An 18,913-nucleotide genomic window follows, 5' to 3' on the forward strand; every position below is an offset into this window, starting at 1 on the left:
TGCTCCTGAAGGGTCGTGCAGATCGGTGCGGCTCGGGGCCGCTTGAGATCGCCCTCAGGAAGCGCGACAGAGCGCGGTGGTCACGCGGCAGAAGTCAACCGCGCGCCGCTTCGTGAGCAGCTCTGTCGTCGGATTCATGTTCATGACATTACCCCGACGTTCCGCCCTCTGTCACATCCTTGCTCAATTACTGAGACAAATTCTCTCGGGCAACGGTAGGGTTCCCTGTTCACTCGCCGACCACGAGCCCCAGAGCTCCGATGACGTCGGCCTTCCTCGGCTGGCCCGAGGCGCGTTTCGCAACGCGGCCCGACGCGTCGAGGATCAGCACCGTCGGGGTGCGAAGGATGTTCAGCGACCGGACCAGATCGAGACGGGACTCCGCGTCGATCTCCACGTGCGCCACGCCGGGCACCATCTCCGTCACCTCCGCGAGGATCCGGCGGGTCGCCCGGCATGGCTGGCAGAAGGCGCTGGAGAACTGCACGAGCGTGGCCCGCTCCCCCAGCTCGGCACCGATGTCGCCGGATGTCAGCCGCTCCACGTCGCCCCCAACCTCGCGTGGCACACCGCTACGCCACCGCAGCACCACGCCCACCAGCACGGCCGCGGCAAGCGTGAGGAGCACCACCGTCAAGCCGGTCACCAAGCACCTACCGTGTGGAACAGTGTGGATGCCCGTCCTTCAGGGCGGGAGGAAGCGCCAACGGTCCCTGATTTTAGCCCCCCGCGCCGTGACGGGGTGAGGATGCCGGCCCACCCCGCCTCGGGAACGCCTCAGGGAACCGGGATGCTGAGCAGCAGCCGGCCTGTGGCGGTGACGATCTCAAACCTCGTGATGTTCGACGGCGGGATCGTGGTGGTGCCGGTGAAGGCGCCCGACTTGTCATAGGCGGCCTTGTCGACGATCCAGTTTCCGGCCGTCTCCCGCAGCCCGTCGGCACCGATCACGTTCAGCCTGCAGGGAGTGCCCTTGGCGACCCCGGAGAGCATGACCTTGACAACGGTCGCTCCCTCCCCTGCCGACGCCGTCACCGTGGCCCGGACGGGACCGTTCTCAGCCTTTTTCACGATCTTCTGATCACCGGGGGTGTCCAGCAGGATCTGGGCGTCGCTCTCGGGCGCCGCCGACGCCGAGGGGAGAGCCTTCCTCTGTGGGGCGTAGCCGCTGTCGTTCTGCGCGGCACCGTCGTTCTGCGCGGTGGCCGACTCGGGCGCGGACGCGGCGGTGACGTTCTCGGTGGTCCGGTTCGCCATCCAGACGGTCCCGCCGAGCCCGATCACCAGGACCGAGGCCGCCAGCGAGAGCAGCACCCGGGTCATCCGGCGCCGCTTGGCCTTGGCGCTCAGCAACCGATCCAGCACCACCTGGGGTGGGCTGGACACCTGCGCCACGTCTTCCTCCGACACCCGCCCGAGGAACGCGGCCACCCCGGTCAGCTCCTCGAACTCCGCCTGGCAGCCGGCGCACTCGGCGAGGTGCGCCTCGACGAGCACGCACTCATCGGGCTCCAGCGCCCCGAGCACATACGCTCCGAGCGACATCCGCACTTCGTCACAGGTCATCATCATGGCGCGAGCCCCCGCTCCTCCAGCGCCAGCTTGAGCGCTCGAAGCGCGTAATACGTGCGCGACTTCACCGTTCCGGCGGGAATGCCGAGCGCCTCGGCGGCCTCCTTGACCGACTTCCCCTGGTAGTAGACCTCGGTGAGCACCTCACGGTGCTCGGGCCGCAGCGTGGCCAGTGCCTCGGCCACCCCCCAGGACTCCATGGCCCGTTCCAGCTCGTCGTCCGCGGGCACCACGGCGAGCGCCTCGGCGCTCGTCTCCGGGGGGCGCGACTTGCGCGCCCGGTGCTGGTCGACGACGAGGTTGCGGGCCACCGTGAACAGCCACGCGCGGATGGGACGCCCGCTGAGCGCGTCAGGATGCCGCCAGGCCCGCAGTAGCGTCTCCTGCACGACATCCTCCGCTCTCCCCGGGTCGCCCGTCAGCCGCAGAACGTAACCGTAAAGTGGCCCGCCGTGCTCGTCGAAGAGCGCTCTGACGAGCTGCTCGTCGGCGGTTCCGGCTTGGCTCACATCCCCACGACGTACGGCGGGGCGGATCGGTTCAGTCACGGGTCGGTTCGGCTCGGTTCGCTCACGGGTCGGTCGGTCACGGGGTCGGTCACGGCCGGTCGGTCACGGCCGGTCGGTCACGGCCGGTTCGGCCAGGGCCCGGTTCGGTCGCGGTTCGGCTCAGCCACAGCTCGGCCTCAGCCGCGGAGGGGAACGTCGGTCGCCTCGCCGGAGATCTGAACCCCGTCCGGCACGGTCTTCACATCGGTCACCTTGAGGTTGAACGGCAGGTTCTTCATCGGGATCCGGTAGGAGATGAACCGCTCGGGCCGGGGCACCGAGATGCCGCCGCCCAGCGTGATGTCCTCGGGGACGAACCGCACCTGGTCCTCGACCAGCTCGATCTTCATCTTCGCCTTCGCCGGGACCTTCCGGCCCAGCACGGTGATCTCCCCGTCGACGTTGAGATCGTCGCCGTCGACCGCGAGCTTGATCCCCGGCGGCGCCTTCTGGTTCAGCGTCTCCAGGGGCACCACCACGGTGCCCGCCACACGCTCGGCGCGGATGTTCACCCGGTCGGCATGGAGCACCATGTCCTCCAGCGACGCGGTGACCCCGTACAGGGTGAAGTTCACACCGGACAGCCGGACACCGGCGACGGTCATCGGCCCCGCGGCGACCTTGACCTCGTCATACCGTCCGGCGACCGCCTGGGTCAGGAAGGGGATCCCGGGGATGGTCACCTCGGGCGTGGTGGCGAGGTCGTATTTGGCGGTCGCCCGCATGGCGATCTCCTTCTCCACCCCGGAGACCGCGACCCGGTCCAGAATCGCCACGAGAACGAGCAGCAAAATCAGAAAAGCGGCCAGCTTACGCATCCGACTCCCTGTTCATTCTCCGGATTCGGCCAGAGTGCCACCGCGGCACATCCCCCGGCAATCTTCCCCGAAACTCCACCCGATGATCGCATCCGTCCGGTGTTCATTTTCCTCACCGCGCCCTTCCCCCCGCGGTGAGATCAACCTCCCGCGAACGGGGGGAGGACCTCGACCGTCACCCCGTCGGCGAAAACGATGCTCTCGTGTGCCCGCCTGCCCACCGGATCCCCGTCCACCAGGAAAGACGAACGGCGGACGACACGGGCCAGCTCGTCGCGGCCCAGTGTGACATTCGTCATCAGCTCGGCCAGCGTGACCGCTTCGAAGGGCTCCTCGGCGACGCCCGCGGCGTCCTTCGCCGCCGCCCAATAGCGGATCATGCCCTTTGCCATCTGTGAATCAACTCCTTCGACATACTTACAGTTACCGCACCATTACGGTCAATCCACAGGGGAAACCTATGTTCACCAGGTGGACGCTCGCTGGACGCTTCATCCTTGTGGGCTATCCTCACCTACACGGGACCTGGGCGACGTAGCCCCCGGGTCCTTACGTGTTTGTACGGCCATCGCCGACTGACGCGGGAAGGAGCATCGTGAGCAATCTCCTGCTGCTCACCAACGCCCTTGAGCCCTCAGCCGAGGTGCTTCCAGCGTTGGGGCTGCTGCTGCACTCGGTCCGGGTCGCGCCCGCGGAGGCGTCCGCGCTGATCGACGCCCCACCCGCGGAAGCCGTCCTGGTCGACGCCCGCCGCGAGCTCGTCCAGGCCAAGAGCCTGTGCCGGTTGCTGCGGACCACGGGCATCGCCTGCCCTCTCCTGGTGATCGTCACCGAGGGCGGCCTGGCCGCGATGACCGCCGAGTGGGGCGCCGACGACGTCATCCTCGACAGCGCGGGTCCCGCCGAGGTCGAGGCCAGGCTCCGGATGGCCGTGGGCCGGCTGAACATGTCCGCCGCCGAGGAGGCACCGGACGAGATTCGCAGCGGCGACCTCTCGATCGACGAGGCCACCTACACCGCCCGGCTCCGTGGCCGCGCACTCGACCTGACCTTCAAGGAGTTCGAGCTCCTGAAATACCTGGCGCAGCACCCGGGCCGGGTCTTCACCCGCGCCCAGCTCCTTCAGGAGGTCTGGGGTTACGACTACTTCGGCGGCACCCGGACCGTGGACGTCCACGTCCGGCGGCTGCGCGCCAAGCTCGGCGCCGAATACGAATCGCTGATCGGCACCGTACGCAACGTCGGCTACCGGTTCGTTCCCGAGCGCGGCAACGAGTCCGCCGAGGAGCGCGAACACGCTCGCGGCTAGGGACTGCGGCGTTGCCTGCCGCCGGTGCGCACCTCTGGCAGGGACGGATGACCCCTCGTTACCGGACGGGCATCTCAAGGTCGCGGAAGGAAGCGATCTCGACCTTGAGGATTGTGGCGTTGTCCGGGAGAGCTAACAGTGCCCGGAAAACGCGGGTCTGGCCCGGGGCGAAGGCTTTGACCTCGACCAGCTGGTCGTTGTAGCCGAGAACAGTGACGCCGAGCAGGGTGCTGGACACGCCGCGCTCGCCCATGTACTCGCGAATGGGTTCGGGTACCGGTCGTCGGCCCCTTTGGCTCCGCTTAATGATCAGCTGGTCATGGTCTGAAGGCGAGTCTTGGTACCACTATGAAGGGTGTTGCAATTTTGAGACTGTCGTGGTGGGAATGGGCACGCCCGCGAGTCGGAGAACGTTGTCTCGGTTCTCCGCGAGTTCTGGTTGCGGGTTACCGGAAGATGTGAATGTTCTCGCGGACCCAATCATGCAGGGTCAGCGGTGCGGTGCCGGTGAGTTTTTCGACGGTGTCGAAGACCTGCCAGTCCCAGGCTGCGGATTGACGCTTGAGTTCCAGCAGCGCCTCCAGGCGCGGGCCGGACCAGCCGAGGCGGTCGAATTCGGCCTGGGTTTCGGCGGGGGCGCGTTCGATGAGTTTGATCGGCTGGCCGAGAATCTGGCCGATGATGTCGGCCTGCTGTTGGGGTGAGTAGGCCTGGCCACCGGTCAGGGTGTAGATGTGGCCGTCATGGCCGGGGGTGGTAAGCACGTGGGCGGCGACGGCGGCGATGTCGCGGGGGTGGATCATGGCGGAGACGGGGTCGCCTTCGGTGACGTACATGGTCTTGTCGGTGGCGATGGTGGGCGCGTAGCCGTACAGATAGACCATGAACGTGCCGGGGCGCAGGATCGTCCAGGCCAGGCCGGAGTCCTGGATGACCTGTTCGCCGAGTCGGTGGCCGGTGCTGATGGGGTCGGTGGCGTTGAAGGTGACGCCGCTGGTGGACAGCTTGACCAGGTGGGAGACGCCGGCCTGACGGGCGGCGGCGGCGAGGGCGCGTTCCTGGACGGGGCCCTCGGGGCCGTAGCCGGGTGGGAGGACGAAGACCTTCTCGATGCCGTCGAGCGCGGCGGTGAGGCTGTCGGGCTGGTCGAAGTCACCTGCGACGACCTCGACGGTGGAGGGGAAAGATGCCTTGGCGGGGTTGCGGGTCATGGCCCGGACGGGGATGTCGCGGGCGGCCAGGTGGGCGATGAGTTCGGTGCCGACGTTGCCGGTGGCGCCGGTGATGAGAAGCATGGGCTGTCCTTTCGAAATGGGTCAGGTTGAATTGATCAAGATCAGGAGAGCTTGGTGTCCTTGAGAAGCAAGGAGAGGGCCAGCCCGATCAGCGCGATCGGGATCATGACGAGGAAGATGAGGTGCAGCGCGTCGGCGTAGGCGGCCGGGCTGGGCTGGGCTGGGAGCTTGCTGGTCAACACGGCGGCGAAGAAGGTGGTGCCGAGGGCGGTGCCCATCTGACGAGCCATGGTGGCGGTACCTTGGACGGCGCCGATGTCGTCGCGGGTGGCGGTGTTACGGGCGGCCAGGCTCAGAGCCTGGGAGTTGAGGCCGCCGGCGATGCCGTATAGCAGCAGGAAGACGGCGGCCAGGGCGGGACCGGCATCGGTGAGGGCGCACAGGGTGGCGGTCAGGGCGAATAGAGCCATGCTGGCGGCCGGGTAGCGCCGGTAGGAGCCGGTGCGGGCGATCAGCTTGGTGGACAGATAAGAGCTGAGCACCACGCCGAGCATCATCGTGGTGAGCAGGTAGCCGGAGGTCTGGACGCCGAGGGAGAGAGCGTCCTGGAGCCACAGCACCAGGTAGTTGACGATGCCAAGACCGAGGAATCCGGCGATGAAGCCGAGCGCGACGACGATGGCGAAGGTGCGGTCACCGAACAGGCGCAACGGGATGATCGGGTCGAGGGCACGTCGCTGGGCGCGGATGAACAGGGTCAGCAGGAGCACGGTGGCGGCGGCCAGGCCGATGGTGACCGGGGAGGTCCAGGCGTAGGTGGTGCCACCCAAAGCGGTCAGCAGGTTGACCGCGACGACCGCGGCGGTCAGCAAGACGACACCGAGGTAGTCGATGTGGGCCTTCTTCCGCTGGACGGGCAGGTGCAGCCGGGTAGCGATGACGGCCGTGATGAGAGCGCCAAGGGGCAGGTTGACCAGGAAGATCGAGCGCCAGCCGGCCAGATCGGTGAGCAGGCCGCCGAGGGTGGGGCCGACCAGGGAGGCGGCACCGAAGGTGAGGGAGAACCAGCCGTAGTAGCGGGCGCCCTGCTGGGGAGTGAACAACTCCCCGATGATGGCAAGCACCGAGATGAACAGGCCGCCGCTGCCGATGCCTTGGACGATGCGGAAGGCGATCAGCTGGGTCATGGTCTGGGCCAGGCCGCAGGCTGCCGAACCGGCCAGGAAGATCAGAATCGAGATGAGGAAGATGCGCTTGCGGCCGAACAGGTCACCGAGCTTGCCGTAGAGGGGGACGGCAGCGCTGCCGGCGATGAGGTAACCGGTGGTGACCCAGGCGAACTGCATCAGGCCACCGAGGTCGGCGGTGACGCGAGGCAGCGCGGTGGCGACGATCTGGGAGTCGAGCAGGGACAGGAAGACGGCGGCCATCAAGGTGGCCACGACGGTGGTGGCACGAGCCGGGGTAGAGGATGTGGCCGCGGCGGGCGCGGCAGGGGGAAGAGCCATGAAAGATCCTTGCGATGGCGGGGGCGGACTCCCGAGGGAGCCTGCAAACGAACGGACGAAGAACGCCGCCCTCCAGTGAGGCGACGGAGAAGGATCTGCCAAGCACTCGCTTGGCACAGACCGGCCTGTTCGGCCCTCTCAACCCTGATCCATCCGGAAAAACCGGGATTACCGATCAAGGTTCTTGTCGTGGTCGTTTGTTCTCGAGGCTCCTGATAGGTCGCAAGGACACGGATTGTCCGATAAATGATCAACCGGACAGCGGCGAGGCTAGCAGTGCGGGTTGAGCGGGCGCAACCCGGGATCGGCCGGCATGCGCCTGCCCATATCCGGGCCAGCGCCGAAGGCGTCAACGACTGCCTTGAGGGCCGCCACACCGACCTGGGCAACCCGGTCAACCGGCTCACCCACGGCCGCGTCGCCCAAACCCTGCTGGTCACCCTCATCGGCACAGAAGACGGCCCTGGATGAACCGGGCACATGGATATCCGGGAAGAGCACTCAGCGATCAGCCGGATGCCGCCTGCCGGGCGGCCCTAGCGGCCTGAGTCCGGGTGTAGCGGTAAGCCACGACGCCGGTCTCGATGACGTTGCCGCCATAGGTGAGCCGATCGACGATCGCTGCGCACAGCCTCGGATCAGTGAATGTCTTAGTCCATCCAAAAAACGCCTCATTTGAGGCGATCGCCGCGCTGTTCTTCTTCTCCCACTCGGTGAGAACCTGGAACAGCAGTCCGGCGCCACACCGGTCAAGTTCTATGTGTACAGCCCAGCTCATCGATACAGAGCAGGTCGACGCGACCGTAGCGGGCGATGCTCTTGGTGAGCACCTTCTCGCCGACGGCCTCGACAGACCACGTGGCGCACGCCGTACAGGACATGAGGAAGGCCCACCGGATCTCTCCGGTGGGCCTTTTCACTTCACACTGGTTCGAATCACACTGGTTTCGAATCACACCGGCTCGGAGCTAGGGGGTGACGGTGATGTGGTTGGGGACCGGGGGCGTGACCGACGGGTTCGCGGCGAAGTAGGCGGCGAAGGCGTCGATGTCGAGCGGGCCGCTCCACACGTCCGTGCCGTCCCTGAAGCCCAGGAACGCGTCACCGCCGCCGACGAGGAAGTTGTTGGCGGCGACCCGGATGGTCTGGGTGTCCGTCACGGCGACACCGTCGACCTTCATGTTGGAGACCTTCGAACCCCACGCCGCACCCGTGCTGTAGGTGTAGGTGAAGTTCGACGACGGCTGCAGGATCTTGGTGAAGGCCTGGTTGTTGGGCCCGCCGGTGAACTGCTGCTCAAGAATGGTCTTGAGCTGCGCACCGGTGAGCGTGACCACCTGCACGAGGTTGTTGAACGGCTGGACGGCGAAGGCCTCGCCATAGGTCACCACGCCGTCGCCCTCATTGGCGGGCGAGTTCGCGTAGGTGAGGCCCGTGCGCACGCCGCCCGGGTTCATCAGGGCGATCTGGGCGTTGCCTCCGGTCTTGGCGGCGGCGAGCTGGCCGTCGGCGATGAGGTTGCCCAGCGGTGACTCTCCGGACGGGGACGCGGTGTTGGGGATGTCCGCGGTGATCTTGCCGATCGGCCTGTTGGCCACCGACGCGACGTCGTCCTTCCAGTCCCGGACGAAATCGGAGATCTCCCGGTCCGGGGTGACGGTCCGGGTCACGACCTGGTTGTCGGCCACGACCGAGGAGCGCACGACGTCGCGGGTCCGGACGTCCACCTGGAAGTCGACCTTGGTGATCACACGGCCGAACGAGCCGCCCTGGCTGTAAAGGCGCGTTCCGCCCGCGGGGTCGGACACCTTGCACAGGTAGGCCTGGTGGGAGTGGCCGCTGAGGATCATGTCGATCTCGGCGTCCACCTGGGTGGCGATCCTGTTGCCCGCGCCCGGCTGGGCGCTGCAGGCGTCGGGCGACTGACCAGGGGTGACCTGGTCACCCTCGTGCACCAGCACGACCTGAGCCTTGACGCCGACCAGCTTGAGCAGTCGGGAGGCGACGTTGGCGGCCTTGACCTCGTCGACGAACTCCAGGTCCTTGATGCCCTCGGAGGTGACGATGTTCGGGGTGGTCTGGGTGACCAGGCCGATGAAGCCGATCGGCACGCCGTTCATCCAGCGGATGGCGACCGGGGGCAGCGCGGGGATGCCGTACTCCTTGAGCAGCCCGCGTACCGAGCTGGTGTTCTGGCCGCCCAGCGCGGCGAGCGCCTCCTTCTCGGCGGACCGGTTCGGCCGCTTGAAGATCACGTTGGCGCCGAGGTAGCTGTAGGCCGCCCCCTTCCACTCGCCGGCGGGCGAGCAGCCGTCCACCGGGTGGCAGCCACCGTGCATGATGCGCCTGAGCTCGGCGTACCCCTCGTCGAACTCGTGGTTGCCCACGGCCGAGGCGGTAATGCCGATCTTGCCGAGAAACTCGACCGACGGCTCGTCGTGGTACGCCGCGGAGATCAGCGGGGTGGCGCCGATCAGGTCGCCCTGGGCGACCTTCAGCGTGTTGCCGTCCGACAGTTGCTTGAGGTGCGTGGCGACGTAGGCCGCACCGCCCGCATCGACCGTGGCGCCGGTCTCGTCGACCATGCGGCCGGAGGAACCGGTCGGGGGCTCCAGATTGCCGTGGAAGTCGTTGAGGGCGAGCAGACGGACCGGCACCGTCTTGGCGGGCCTGTTGCCCGCAGCGGCCGGTCCCGTCGCGAGCACGAGGCCGGCGCTCGCGAGCACACCGGCCATGGCCAACCGCTGGAGGGAACGAGGGATCATGAACCACGACACTAAGGCGGTTACCTATGCATGGAATGTCCGAGAGGTAACGATTCACTCGACCGGAAGATGGCGGCTTTTGCCAGTACCCGACGATTACTTGGAATCCGGGTCCGCCTAAAGTCCAGAACATGAACGTGCGCGTGGAACACCGGGGAAGACTCGACGAACAAGAAGTGGCCGCGGTCATGACCGTGGTCGAGGCCGCCACGGAGACCGACAGGGTCAGACCGCTCAACGAACACGTGATGCTGCATCTGCGCTACGGCGGCGACGACCGGGCGGGAGCCGTGCTCCTGTACGTCGGAGACGACCTGGCGGGCTACGCGCACGTGGACCCGACCGACCCGGTCGAAGGACCGAGCGGGGAACTGGTCATCCATCCCGCCTTCCGGGGCCGGGGCCACGGGCAGCACCTGTTGCGGGCCGTACTGGACCGGGCGGAGGGACGGCTGCGCCTGTGGGCGCACGGCGGGCACCCCGGGGCCGAGGCCCTCGCCGTGTCGGCAGGGTTCACCAAGGTCAGGTCCCTGTGGCAGATGCGCCGCTCGCTGTTCGCGGCGATCCCCACCTACGAGCTGCCCGAAGGCGTACGGCTGCGCACATTCGAGCCCGGGTCCTCCGACGAGGAGGCCTGGGTGGCGCTCAACGCCAAGGCCTTCGCCAGCCACCCCGAGCAGGGCTCGTGGACGCTGGAGGATCTGAAACGGCGTGAGCAGGAGCCCTGGTTCGACCCGGCGGGATTCTTCCTCGCGGAGCGGCGGGCCGGTTCGGGCGACGACCCGGCGGCCGGCGACCGGCTGGCCGGCTTCCACTGGACCAAGGTGCACGGCGACGGCGGCCACGGGCACGAGCCGATCGGCGAGGTTTACGTGGTCGGCGTGGATCCCGCCGAGCAGGGCAACGGGCTGGGCAAGTCGCTGACCCTGGCCGGTCTGTCCCATCTGCGGGCGCGGGGTCTGGCACAGGCGATGCTGTACGTCGACGAGAGCAACACCGCGGCGATCCGCCTCTACGAGAAGCTGGGCTTCGCCCGATGGGACGTCGATGTCATGTATCGAAAATAACGGTACGCATCGGACATGAGAGAACGCCGGTCGGGATTCCTCCCGGCCGGCGTTCGCGTCTCATCGTGGTCGTCACCCCGACCGGTTACTCCACCACCCAGTGGAGCAGGAGGTAGGACAGCGCGGCGACGAGTGCGGCGGCCGGGATCGTGAGAACCCAGGCGGTCACGATGTTGCCCGCGACGCCCCAGCGCACGGCCGACAGTCGCTTGGTGGCGCCCACGCCCATGATCGCGCTGGTGATCGTGTGCGTGGTGGAGATGGGGGCACCGAAGCCGATGGCCGCGGTGTAGAGCACGGCCGCCGCGGCGGACTCCGCGGCGAACCCCTGCGGAGGGGTGAGCGCGATGATCCGGCGGCCGAGCGTCCGCATGATCCGCCAGCCACCCGCGTAGGTGCCCAGCGAGATGGCCGCCGCGGCGGAGAGGATGACCCACTGAGGGATCGGGTCTCCCTCGTTCTGATACCCCCCGACCACCAGGGCCAGGAAGATCACACCCATGGTCTTCTGCGCGTCCTGCAGACCGTGGCCGAGGGCCATGGCCGCGGCCGAGACCGTCTGGGCGTGGCGGAACCCGCGGTTGGTCTTTCCTGGATGAGAGTGGCGGAAGCCCCACAGGATGGCGATCATGATGAGCCCGGCCAGGGTGAAGCCGATCACCGGGGACAGGATCATCGGGATGACGACCTTGTCCACCACACCGCTCCAGTGCACGACGCTCGACGAGGCCAGCGCCGAACCGACCAGACCGCCGATCAGCGCGTGGCTGCTTGAGGACGGCAGACCGAAGTACCAGGTGATGAGGTTCCAGACGATCGCGCCGATCAGGGCGGCACCCACGATGACCAGACCGTGGGTGCCCTGTGGAGCGTCGATGATGCCCTTGCCGACGGTCGCCGCCACCTGCGTGCCCAGGTGGGCGCCGAGGAAGTTCATGGCCGCGGCCATGAACAGGGCGGCCCTGGGCGTCAGCGCACGCGTCGAGACCGAGGTCGCGATCGCGTTCGCCGCGTCGTGGAAGCCGTTGGTGTAGTCGAACGCCAACGCCACGACCACCACGCCGATGACGAGTGCGAGCGTGAGATCCACTTAGCTTTCCTTGACCGCGATCGACTCGATCGTGTTGGCCACGTGCTCGAAGGCGTCGGCGGCCATCTCGAGCTGCTCGATGACCTCCTTCATCTTGAGGACGGTCAACGCGTCGTACTCCCCGCCGAAGAGCTTGGCGAGAAGACGGCGGTAGACCTGGTCGGCCTGGTTCTCCAACCGATTGATCTCGATCCAGTACTCGTTCAGGTTCCTCATCGAGCGCAGCCGGGGCATGGCTTCGGCGGTCAGCTCGGCGGCACGCTCCAAGACCTCGACCTGACGGACGACCTCCTTGGGAAGGTGGTCGATCTGGTACAGGACGATGAGGTCGGCCGCGGCCTCCATGTAGTCCATCACGTCGTCGAGATTGGACGCGAGACGGTAGATGTCCTCGCGGTCGAAGGGTGTGATGAAGCTCTCGTTGAGCCGGTTCATGATCGCGTGAGTCCGCTCGTCACCGGCATGCTCACAGGCGCGCATCTTCTCGGCCAGGGCTTCCCTGTCCGATCCGTCGCTGATGATCTCGACCAGCAGACGGGACGCTGTGACGAGGTTGTTCGCCGAGTCGGCGAACAAGTCGTAGTAGCTGTCCTCACTAGGCGTGAGACGCAGGCGCACGTCGTTCTCCAGATGTGCGGGGATGGTCCGCAGAGAAGGGTACGGGTTACCAGCGGAAATCCGAACTTCACCCGTTAGACGCCTACTCTTCCAGTTGTCGCTACCCGGCGTATACCTGGTGACACACAGCTTGAGGGAGCCTTGGGTTCATCTTTCTGATGACCGTTTTGCTGGTTTTGGGCCATGTTACGTCGTACTCGGCCATGTATGGGGATCCCCTCATGCCTGATGGCGACCGACACACCCCCGTCCGGCCCCGTCCGTAGGCCCAGGCCGGCGGAGCCCCGATGGTCACCCCACGCCGGAGCCCGTGCGAAAACGTTCACGATCCATTCGTACCCCGGAACGGCCAACGTGATTTCGGTCACTGTGGCCTTCTACCCCCGGCCACGCCCCGAAACAATCTCCGCCGGACCCGGCCCTCCGACCCGGCCCTCTGCCGGGCCGGGTCTGGGAACCGGGGTCAGATCCAGACGCGGAATCAACCCCGGACACCGGCCGAAGGCCGGACCAGGACGCGGCGGAAGCTCAAATCCGGGTCCGGTGGAAGTTCAGGTAGGAACGGCTCGGCGTCGGCCCCCTCTGTCCCTGGTACCGCGAGCCGTACTTCTCCGAGCCATAGGGGTGCTCGGCGGGCGAGCTGAGCCGGAACATGCACAACTGACCGATCTTCATCCCCGGCCAGAGCTTGATCGGCAACGTCGCGACATTGGAGAGCTCAAGCGTCACGTGCCCGCTGAACCCGGGGTCGATGAAACCGGCGGTGGAGTGGGTCAGCAGGCCGAGCCTGCCCAGCGAGCTCTTCCCCTCCAGCCGGGAGGCGATGTCGTCCGGAAGGCTGATGACCTCGTAGGTGCTGGCCAGGACGAACTCGCCGGGATGCAGGATGAACGGCTCGTCACCTTCGGGCTCGACCATCCGCGTGAGATCGGGCTGTTCGATCGCCGGGTCGATGTGCGGGTATCTGTGGTTCTCGAAGACCCTGAAATAGCGGTCCAGGCGCACGTCGATGCTGGACGGTTGAATCATCTCCGGCGCAAAGGGGTCAATCTTGACCCTGCCAGACTCGATCTCGGTGGCGATGTCACGATCGGAAAGCAGCACGTGAGGCAACCTACCAACGCCACGACACCCAACAAGCCGGGAAACTCAGCCCCGCGAAGGGCCAGAGTCCCTCGAATTTCCGCTACAGTGGTGGACGCGGCGCACCGCTGCGGGTGTAGTTCAATGGCAGAACATCAGCTTCCCAAGCTGACAGCGCGGGTTCGATTCCCGTCACCCGCTCCACACACCGAGGCCCAGGTCAAGGGAATGATCCCAACCCGGGCCTTGATTGTTTCCGAAGCTCTTTGATCTTTCGCGCCCGTTACGTGCCCGATCTCTCCGGGGCCTCTTTCTTGAGGGCCGTCTCAGCGAGCTTCCCGATGCCGTCGGCGATCATCCAGTCACGCCCGTTCTCGGTGTGCAGATAAATCAGCGCAGCGCAGAATCGGCGCAGTGGGCCGGGTCGGCCCAGTCGGCGACCTGCCAGATGAGTTCGCCGGTGGTCTTGTCCTTGGCGTAGACGGTGCGGCCGTTGGTGGAGGCGTCGAAGTCCTTGACCTGCTCGACCTCGCCGACGATGTAGCAGCCGTGCGGGAAGACCTGGTCGAAGCCGATCGGGATGGGGCCTTGGATAGCCATGATGCTTACCTTTCGTCCACCCCCCTAGACAGTTGCGGCTGATCCGCAGGGACGAAGTGTCTAGGGGGCTATGCAAGCGAAGATAGCTTGAGCCTCCCCCAACCGTCTAGGGGGGTAAACACACAGCGAGGATTTTTGCGAACGGCAATCCGTGAAGACCGTCGACCATTGTGAAGAAAACGCGCAAAGGGTGTGAAGGTATCTCTGAAGGCCTGGCTATGCCTCTCCTGTTCCAGGAGGCTGCGGCCATGCTTCCCGTGATGAAGACTGCTCGGTGGTCCAAATGGACGCTCTTCATGGCGTCACTCGGCTGGCTCCTCCTGGCAGTCGCGTCCTACCTATGGATACCGCTGTTCAGGATGAGCTGGCTGCTCATGGGGCTTGCCCTTTCCGCGTTCTGGCTGTGGGCAGCTCTGTGGTCCTTCACCATGGTGATGTCATACCTCTCGCGCAAGGCCTATGTCCGAGCCTTCGCCGCACTGGTGATCGCAATGGCCGTTGGCGGTGCCATCTGGACGACCGACTGGAAAGCTGTCTACGTGGACAGTCAGTTCTGGCTCCACCGAGACGAGTTCTCTGCGCTTGCCGCCGCCTATGACAGCCATGAGTCACTCGTCGCGCCCTGGTGGATGAAGTACCTGTCGATAGACGGCCAGGTTCAGGACCAGGGAGATGCGCTCTACCTCCCGGTGTTCGAGGATTGGCGAGCAGAAACCGGTGTCGGCATCGCCTACCTGCCCAACCCATCGGATTCCGAGACGGTCGTCCAAACCGCAGCGGGCGACCTGGGACGTCCAGCCCGCGACCTCGGGAACGGCTGGTGGTGGGTGGAGTAGCTATCAGATACGGCAATAGGCGGCCGTGGCGTCGTCGAACGTCTTCCCGCGTGGCCAGCGGGAGCCATCCGGATCGTCGTGTTCGGCATCGCGGACGCGGCGGATCAATTCCTCGGGGCCGGAGCCGTCGAGCAGGTCGAGGACCTGCCGCCAGGTGGCCAGGTGAAAGCGGTCGACGAGGCGGGAGGCCCCGTCGCTGAGTAGCGCGGCGGCGCGCACGCGGTCGGCGGGGACGGTGCCGGTGAGAGCTTGTTCGGCGGCGAGGGGGTCGACGGCGGCGACCCAGAACCCGCCGTCGCGGTTGCGGTGCTCGCGCAGGGTCTCCACGTACGCCCGGTGAGCCGCGATGTGCTCGGGGCTGCCGGAGGCGAGCGCATCCATGGCCATCCGGTAGGCCGCGCCCACCTGGGCCTCCCGGTCGTCGCAGATGACCATCGGCTCCGCCGTATCAATCACGTCCAGGACGAGGACGGAGTCGGCCAGGACGAGGAAGTCCAACGTGTCGGCCGTACGGCGGAGCATGACCACGGTGGCCGAGGGCGAGCCCGGGTGAGACAGGTCGCAGACGAAGTCATGCAGGGAGGCCACGGCCTTGATGGCTTCGGCGAGGATCTCGGTCAGGGTCTTGTCCTCCTGGGCCAGCCCGGCCAGCAGGGTCGAGCCGAGGGAGCGCGCGTACCAGGCGACACCGTGAATGCAGCCGGATTCCGAGCCGGGTGGGGTGCCGGCGCCGTCGAGCAGGACGATCGCATCCGGGGTGGCGGCGACGAAGTCCTCGTTCGGGCGGCCCGGGGCTGCTTCGGTGGCGAAGGTGATGCGCATCAGGTGTCCTCGTGCCGGTAGAGCGGGCTGGCCAGTTCCGCTCTGACCGGTTCCCCGGTGGCCGGGTCGTACTCCACCCCGACCACGCAGGAGAAGCGGCTGTCGCCGACCTGTCCCCACAGGGTGGCGATCTCGGAGGCGAGCAGGTCGACCACGCCGAGGGTGCCTTGGGGGTGGATGCCGGTGAAGACCAGCACGGTGCCGTTGCCGTCCGGCCGGGCCAGCCGCCCGAGGTAGGCGTAGTCCGCCGGGCGCGCCGGATCAGAGTCCTCGCCCGAGCGGTAGCTTTCCCCGGTGCGGCGATCCCGCAGGGTCCAGGCGCCGTCCTTGACCCACTCCAGGATCGGGTCGGACTCATACAGTGCTCCCATGACCGGCGACGGCTTGGGTCCGCAGATCACGATGAGGTTGGGCCGGTTGAGGTCGATCTCCCCGCCCAGGGGGACGTGTTCGAGGTTCATCGCCAGGTCGAAGCCGCGGGCCAGGTCTTCCAAGCGCTTGGCCGCGGCGACGTCTTCCATGGCGACCACCGGCCGGGCATTGTTGGCCTCCCGCTTGAGCGGAGTGGCCAACGTGATGGTGCCGGCGCCGAGGAACGCACCCTCGGGGGCAGGGCCGGTGTGCTTGATCTGGTGGATGCGCCCGCGGGACAGCCCGGCCTGTTCGGCGATTTGGGCGTAGGAGACGCCCTGGGCGTGCAGTTCCTGGATGACGCGGCGCCGGAGCCGGGCCAGTTCGGTGACCTCCTGTTGCGCGGCGCTGAGCCGCTCGGTCGCGGCTCGGATCAACAGGTACGGATTGTCGATGGCGGCGATCCGCTCAAGGTCACTCGATGGCACGGTGGTTCCCCCTCGGTGGTGCTCAACCGAGTCTAGACCCCTAGACGAAATGTCGTCTATCCCCCTTGACAGTACGAAGGGAAAGGATTCGCCGGTTTTCGGATGGACCGCACGGATCGCCGAGCGCCGTCGGGGTACCCCTCGCGTCATCGCGCTTGACCCGTCAGCAACGCCGTCCAGAGCATGCGCGCCTCGCTGTCGCGGGTTCGGGGTGTCTCCGCGACGCTCCGGCGTGCGCCTCGCACGCTTCGCCGGATGTAGACCTGCCCGCCCGCAGCACACAGTTCATAGACGGTCGAGCGGCAGTGACAGGTCCAGGCGATCACCCGGCGTCGTTCGCCGAGTCGCGGTTTCATCTAGACCACCGGCTGGTGCTCGGCTTGGAGTGGTGCCACGTGCGGGGACAGGCAGCCGCTCACCGTACGGCCGCCTTCTCGGGGGCCAGGTCCAGCACGGCCCACACGATGCGGCCCATGTCGTCTCCGGTCACGCCCCAACTCGCCGCGAGTCCGGCGACCAGTGCCAGGCCCCGGCCGCCCTCCTCGTCCGGTTGGGGTGGAAGCGGGTGCGGCGAGCGGGGGCCGCCCTGATCCAGGACCCCGAGCCAGAGCCGGTCGCCGTCGGCATGGACGGAGACCGTGAACCGGCCGCCGAACCGGCCGCTCGCGGAGTGGCGGACCGCGTTGGTGGCCAGCTCGCTGATGATCAGTTCGGCGTCTTCGGTTCCGGGCTGGTTGCCCAGGAAGGCGGTGACGAACCGTCACGCTTCGGCGATCGCCACGGGTGAGCCGGGGAAGGTGCGGGACATGCGCCAGGACGACATGGAAGCTCCAATGTCTAGGGGGCTATACATCCATGTGGCCAGCGTATGAGCGATACTAGAAGTATCTCAAGGCATTCGACGCATAAATGCGTCACTTGCTAGAGGTGGGTCTCCAGGGTGCGATAGTCGGCACCGATTTGCCCAAGAAGGTCGCGCAGCCCTTCGCCATACATGGCCGCCACCGCGAACGCCTCGAAGGTCTCCACATGCGCCGAGAGCTCTCCCCGCTCCGTCAACGTGAGATCACCCGTCAGGCTCTCCACCACGCTCACCGAACCGTCATAGATCGTGAACCCATGCAGTGGGAACGCCGGAGCCTGCACCGACCAGGGCACCACACCCAAGCTGACATGAGGAAGCGTCGCGACCTGAAGCAGCCGATCAAGCTGCGCCCGCATCACCGCCGGCGACCCCGGCCACGTACGCACGGCCCCCTCGGTCAGGACGAAAGAGAACTCCCGGCCAGACTCGAACAAGACTGCCTGCGCCTCCACCCGAACCGCCGCGGCCTTCGCCGCATCCTCTTCATCCACGTCCCGGCCGACCGCCAGCGCCAGCCGGGCGTACTCCCCCGTCTGCAACAACGCCGGGATCATCGCCGACTGAAACGACACCACCCGACGAGCCGACCGCAGCCGGGCAGCATTCGCCGCCTCCCGGCCCGCAAGCCCACCCCTGAGGCGGGAGACCTCATCGCGCAGCCGCACGAGCAGAGCATCCAACTCCCCGCGCCCCGCCTCGTCCAGGTCCAGCGCCTCAATGAGCCGATTCACCGTTTCCGGAATCGGAAGCAGCCGCCCGGTCTCAATCCGAGAGATCGTCGGCTGCGCCACCCCGGCCCGCACCGCCAATTCCTTACCGGTCAGCCCGGCGTCCTTGCGCAGCTGCCGAAACAGCTCACCCAGCGCCCGCAGGCGATCCCGACGATCCTCCACACCCAGCGTTCTACCAGCCGCCCACGCACCGAGCGCCGCTCATCCCGGATCACTGCCGAATTGTTCTCATGGGTATCAAGACGGCGGCGCGGCGCGCCGCCGCACCCCCGGCCCTCCACCCGCCCGCCGTCCGGGCGTGCGGCCTGGGGGCCGGTCCCAGACGGCGGCGGGAGACCGGGCCGGGCACCGTACACCTGTCGCGCCGTACTCGCCGAAAACTCTGGCCGGGGTTGCCGCGCCGCCGCACCGATGCAGCCCCCACGATTGCCACTGCATGGCTAGACGTCGTACGTGCTTGGGGCGCTCGATGAGCCAGGGTTCATTCCTCACCCTGGCTCATCGAGCTCCAGTGACGTGATCTCAGCGAATTGCCGGTAGGTAGTTGTGCTCGAAATGGGTGAGGACAAGCGCTGCGCGGGCGATGTCGCCGATTCTGCTGGGGCTG

At 66.9% G+C, this 18,913-nt stretch carries 23 protein-coding genes and 1 tRNA gene; 5 read left to right on the forward strand and 19 right to left on the reverse strand.

Features of this window, described 5'->3' with window-relative positions; translation table 11 throughout:
* Window positions 1-54 precede the first annotated feature (54 nt).
* The 6 genes from ACFY2X_RS37240 to ACFY2X_RS37265 form a co-directional block, all read right to left on the reverse strand.
* Window positions 55-144 carry a putative leader peptide gene (locus ACFY2X_RS37240; protein WP_389947781.1) on the reverse strand — a complete coding sequence of 30 codons (90 nt, stop codon included), beginning with the start codon at window positions 142-144 and terminating at the stop codon, window positions 55-57.
* Window positions 145-229: 85 nt separating this feature from the next.
* The gene (locus ACFY2X_RS37245) at window positions 230-646 is read right to left on the reverse strand and encodes a TlpA family protein disulfide reductase (RefSeq protein ID WP_389947782.1); all 417 of its coding nucleotides are present in this window, start codon (window positions 644-646) and stop codon (window positions 230-232) included.
* Between the two features lie 131 nt (window positions 647-777).
* Window positions 778-1,572 (reverse strand): anti-sigma factor family protein, encoded by a 795-nt coding sequence (locus tag ACFY2X_RS37250; protein WP_389947783.1) that lies wholly within the window; start codon window positions 1,570-1,572, stop codon window positions 778-780.
* Window positions 1,569-2,081: a sigma-70 family RNA polymerase sigma factor gene (locus ACFY2X_RS37255; protein ID WP_389947784.1), complete on the reverse strand. Its 513-nt coding sequence runs from the start codon at window positions 2,079-2,081 to the stop codon at window positions 1,569-1,571. The genes ACFY2X_RS37250 and ACFY2X_RS37255 overlap by 4 nt, the downstream gene beginning before the upstream one ends.
* Before the next feature lie 176 nt (window positions 2,082-2,257).
* Window positions 2,258-2,938, reverse strand: a complete 681-nt coding sequence (locus tag ACFY2X_RS37260) for a DUF2993 domain-containing protein (RefSeq protein WP_389947785.1) — start codon at window positions 2,936-2,938, stop codon at window positions 2,258-2,260.
* A gap of 140 nt (window positions 2,939-3,078) precedes the next feature.
* Window positions 3,079-3,330 (reverse strand): MoaD/ThiS family protein, encoded by a 252-nt coding sequence (locus ACFY2X_RS37265; RefSeq protein ID WP_389947786.1) that lies wholly within the window; start codon window positions 3,328-3,330, stop codon window positions 3,079-3,081.
* A 203-nt stretch (window positions 3,331-3,533) separates the two neighbouring features.
* Here ACFY2X_RS37265 and ACFY2X_RS37270 point away from each other — a divergent pair, with 203 nt between their 5' ends.
* Window positions 3,534-4,247, forward strand: coding sequence for a winged-helix domain-containing protein (locus ACFY2X_RS37270; RefSeq protein ID WP_389947787.1), 714 nt, complete (start codon window positions 3,534-3,536; stop codon window positions 4,245-4,247).
* 58 nt (window positions 4,248-4,305) lie between these two features.
* Here ACFY2X_RS37270 and ACFY2X_RS37275 read toward each other — a convergent pair whose 3' ends face one another.
* The 3 genes from ACFY2X_RS37275 to ACFY2X_RS37285 all read right to left on the reverse strand — a co-directional run bounded on the left by ACFY2X_RS37275 (window position 4,306) and on the right by ACFY2X_RS37285 (window position 6,990).
* Window positions 4,306-4,485 (reverse strand): hypothetical protein, encoded by a 180-nt coding sequence (locus ACFY2X_RS37275; protein ID WP_389947788.1) that lies wholly within the window; start codon window positions 4,483-4,485, stop codon window positions 4,306-4,308.
* A gap of 208 nt (window positions 4,486-4,693) precedes the next feature.
* Complete coding sequence (locus ACFY2X_RS37280; RefSeq protein ID WP_389947789.1) at window positions 4,694-5,542, reverse strand: NAD(P)H-binding protein; 849 nt, start codon at window positions 5,540-5,542, stop codon at window positions 4,694-4,696.
* A gap of 41 nt (window positions 5,543-5,583) precedes the next feature.
* Window positions 5,584-6,990, reverse strand: a complete 1,407-nt coding sequence (locus tag ACFY2X_RS37285; protein WP_389947790.1) for an MFS transporter — start codon at window positions 6,988-6,990, stop codon at window positions 5,584-5,586.
* Between the two features lie 246 nt (window positions 6,991-7,236).
* Between ACFY2X_RS37285 and ACFY2X_RS37290 the strand changes: the two genes are divergently transcribed.
* Window positions 7,237-7,461, forward strand: a complete 225-nt coding sequence (locus tag ACFY2X_RS37290; protein ID WP_389947791.1) for a hypothetical protein — start codon at window positions 7,237-7,239, stop codon at window positions 7,459-7,461.
* Window positions 7,462-7,498: 37 nt separating this feature from the next.
* Here the strand turns inward: ACFY2X_RS37290 and ACFY2X_RS37295 are convergent, their stop codons facing one another.
* Both ACFY2X_RS37295 and ACFY2X_RS37300 read right to left on the reverse strand, forming a co-directional pair.
* Window positions 7,499-7,768, reverse strand: coding sequence for an ATP-binding protein (locus ACFY2X_RS37295; RefSeq protein ID WP_389947792.1), 270 nt, complete (start codon window positions 7,766-7,768; stop codon window positions 7,499-7,501).
* A 190-nt stretch (window positions 7,769-7,958) separates the two neighbouring features.
* A complete protein-coding gene (locus ACFY2X_RS37300) occupies window positions 7,959-9,755 on the reverse strand; it encodes a bifunctional metallophosphatase/5'-nucleotidase (RefSeq protein ID WP_389947793.1) in 1,797 nt (598 codons plus the stop codon).
* 131 nt (window positions 9,756-9,886) lie between these two features.
* Here ACFY2X_RS37300 and mshD point away from each other — a divergent pair, with 131 nt between their 5' ends.
* Complete coding sequence (gene mshD, locus ACFY2X_RS37305; protein WP_389947794.1) at window positions 9,887-10,822, forward strand: mycothiol synthase; 936 nt, start codon at window positions 9,887-9,889, stop codon at window positions 10,820-10,822.
* A gap of 85 nt (window positions 10,823-10,907) precedes the next feature.
* Here the strand turns inward: mshD and ACFY2X_RS37310 are convergent, their stop codons facing one another.
* The 3 genes from ACFY2X_RS37310 to dcd form a co-directional block, all read right to left on the reverse strand.
* Window positions 10,908-11,912, reverse strand: a complete 1,005-nt coding sequence (locus ACFY2X_RS37310) for an anion permease (RefSeq protein ID WP_389947795.1) — start codon at window positions 11,910-11,912, stop codon at window positions 10,908-10,910.
* Window positions 11,913-12,530, reverse strand: coding sequence for a DUF47 domain-containing protein (locus tag ACFY2X_RS37315; RefSeq protein ID WP_389947796.1), 618 nt, complete (start codon window positions 12,528-12,530; stop codon window positions 11,913-11,915).
* A gap of 528 nt (window positions 12,531-13,058) precedes the next feature.
* Window positions 13,059-13,634 (reverse strand): dCTP deaminase, encoded by a 576-nt coding sequence (gene dcd / locus ACFY2X_RS37320; RefSeq protein ID WP_389947797.1) that lies wholly within the window; start codon window positions 13,632-13,634, stop codon window positions 13,059-13,061.
* A gap of 109 nt (window positions 13,635-13,743) precedes the next feature.
* Between dcd and ACFY2X_RS37325 the strand changes: the two genes are divergently transcribed.
* Window positions 13,744-13,817: transfer RNA gene (locus tag ACFY2X_RS37325), tRNA-Gly, on the forward strand.
* 186 nt (window positions 13,818-14,003) lie between these two features.
* Here the strand turns inward: ACFY2X_RS37325 and ACFY2X_RS37330 are convergent.
* Window positions 14,004-14,213: a hypothetical protein gene (locus ACFY2X_RS37330; RefSeq protein ID WP_389947798.1), complete on the reverse strand. Its 210-nt coding sequence runs from the start codon at window positions 14,211-14,213 to the stop codon at window positions 14,004-14,006.
* Window positions 14,214-14,461: 248 nt separating this feature from the next.
* Between ACFY2X_RS37330 and ACFY2X_RS37335 the strand changes: the two genes are divergently transcribed.
* Complete coding sequence (locus ACFY2X_RS37335; RefSeq protein ID WP_389947799.1) at window positions 14,462-15,049, forward strand: hypothetical protein; 588 nt, start codon at window positions 14,462-14,464, stop codon at window positions 15,047-15,049.
* A 3-nt stretch (window positions 15,050-15,052) separates the two neighbouring features.
* Here ACFY2X_RS37335 and ACFY2X_RS37340 read toward each other — a convergent pair whose 3' ends face one another.
* The 4 genes from ACFY2X_RS37340 to ACFY2X_RS37355 form a co-directional block, all read right to left on the reverse strand.
* Complete coding sequence (locus ACFY2X_RS37340; protein ID WP_389947800.1) at window positions 15,053-15,871, reverse strand: protein phosphatase 2C domain-containing protein; 819 nt, start codon at window positions 15,869-15,871, stop codon at window positions 15,053-15,055.
* Window positions 15,871-16,710 (reverse strand): sigma factor-like helix-turn-helix DNA-binding protein, encoded by an 840-nt coding sequence (locus tag ACFY2X_RS37345; RefSeq protein ID WP_389947801.1) that lies wholly within the window; start codon window positions 16,708-16,710, stop codon window positions 15,871-15,873. The genes ACFY2X_RS37340 and ACFY2X_RS37345 overlap by 1 nt, the downstream gene beginning before the upstream one ends.
* Before the next feature lie 415 nt (window positions 16,711-17,125).
* Window positions 17,126-17,452: an ATP-binding protein gene (locus ACFY2X_RS37350; protein ID WP_389947806.1), complete on the reverse strand. Its 327-nt coding sequence runs from the start codon at window positions 17,450-17,452 to the stop codon at window positions 17,126-17,128.
* 179 nt (window positions 17,453-17,631) lie between these two features.
* Window positions 17,632-18,468 (reverse strand): helix-turn-helix domain-containing protein, encoded by an 837-nt coding sequence (locus ACFY2X_RS37355; RefSeq protein ID WP_389947802.1) that lies wholly within the window; start codon window positions 18,466-18,468, stop codon window positions 17,632-17,634.
* Between the last annotated feature and the right edge of the window lie 445 nt (window positions 18,469-18,913).

Source organism: Streptosporangium sp. NPDC000396, assembly GCF_042898655.1.
In the GTDB taxonomy this organism is placed as follows: domain Bacteria; phylum Actinomycetota; class Actinomycetes; order Streptosporangiales; family Streptosporangiaceae; genus Streptosporangium.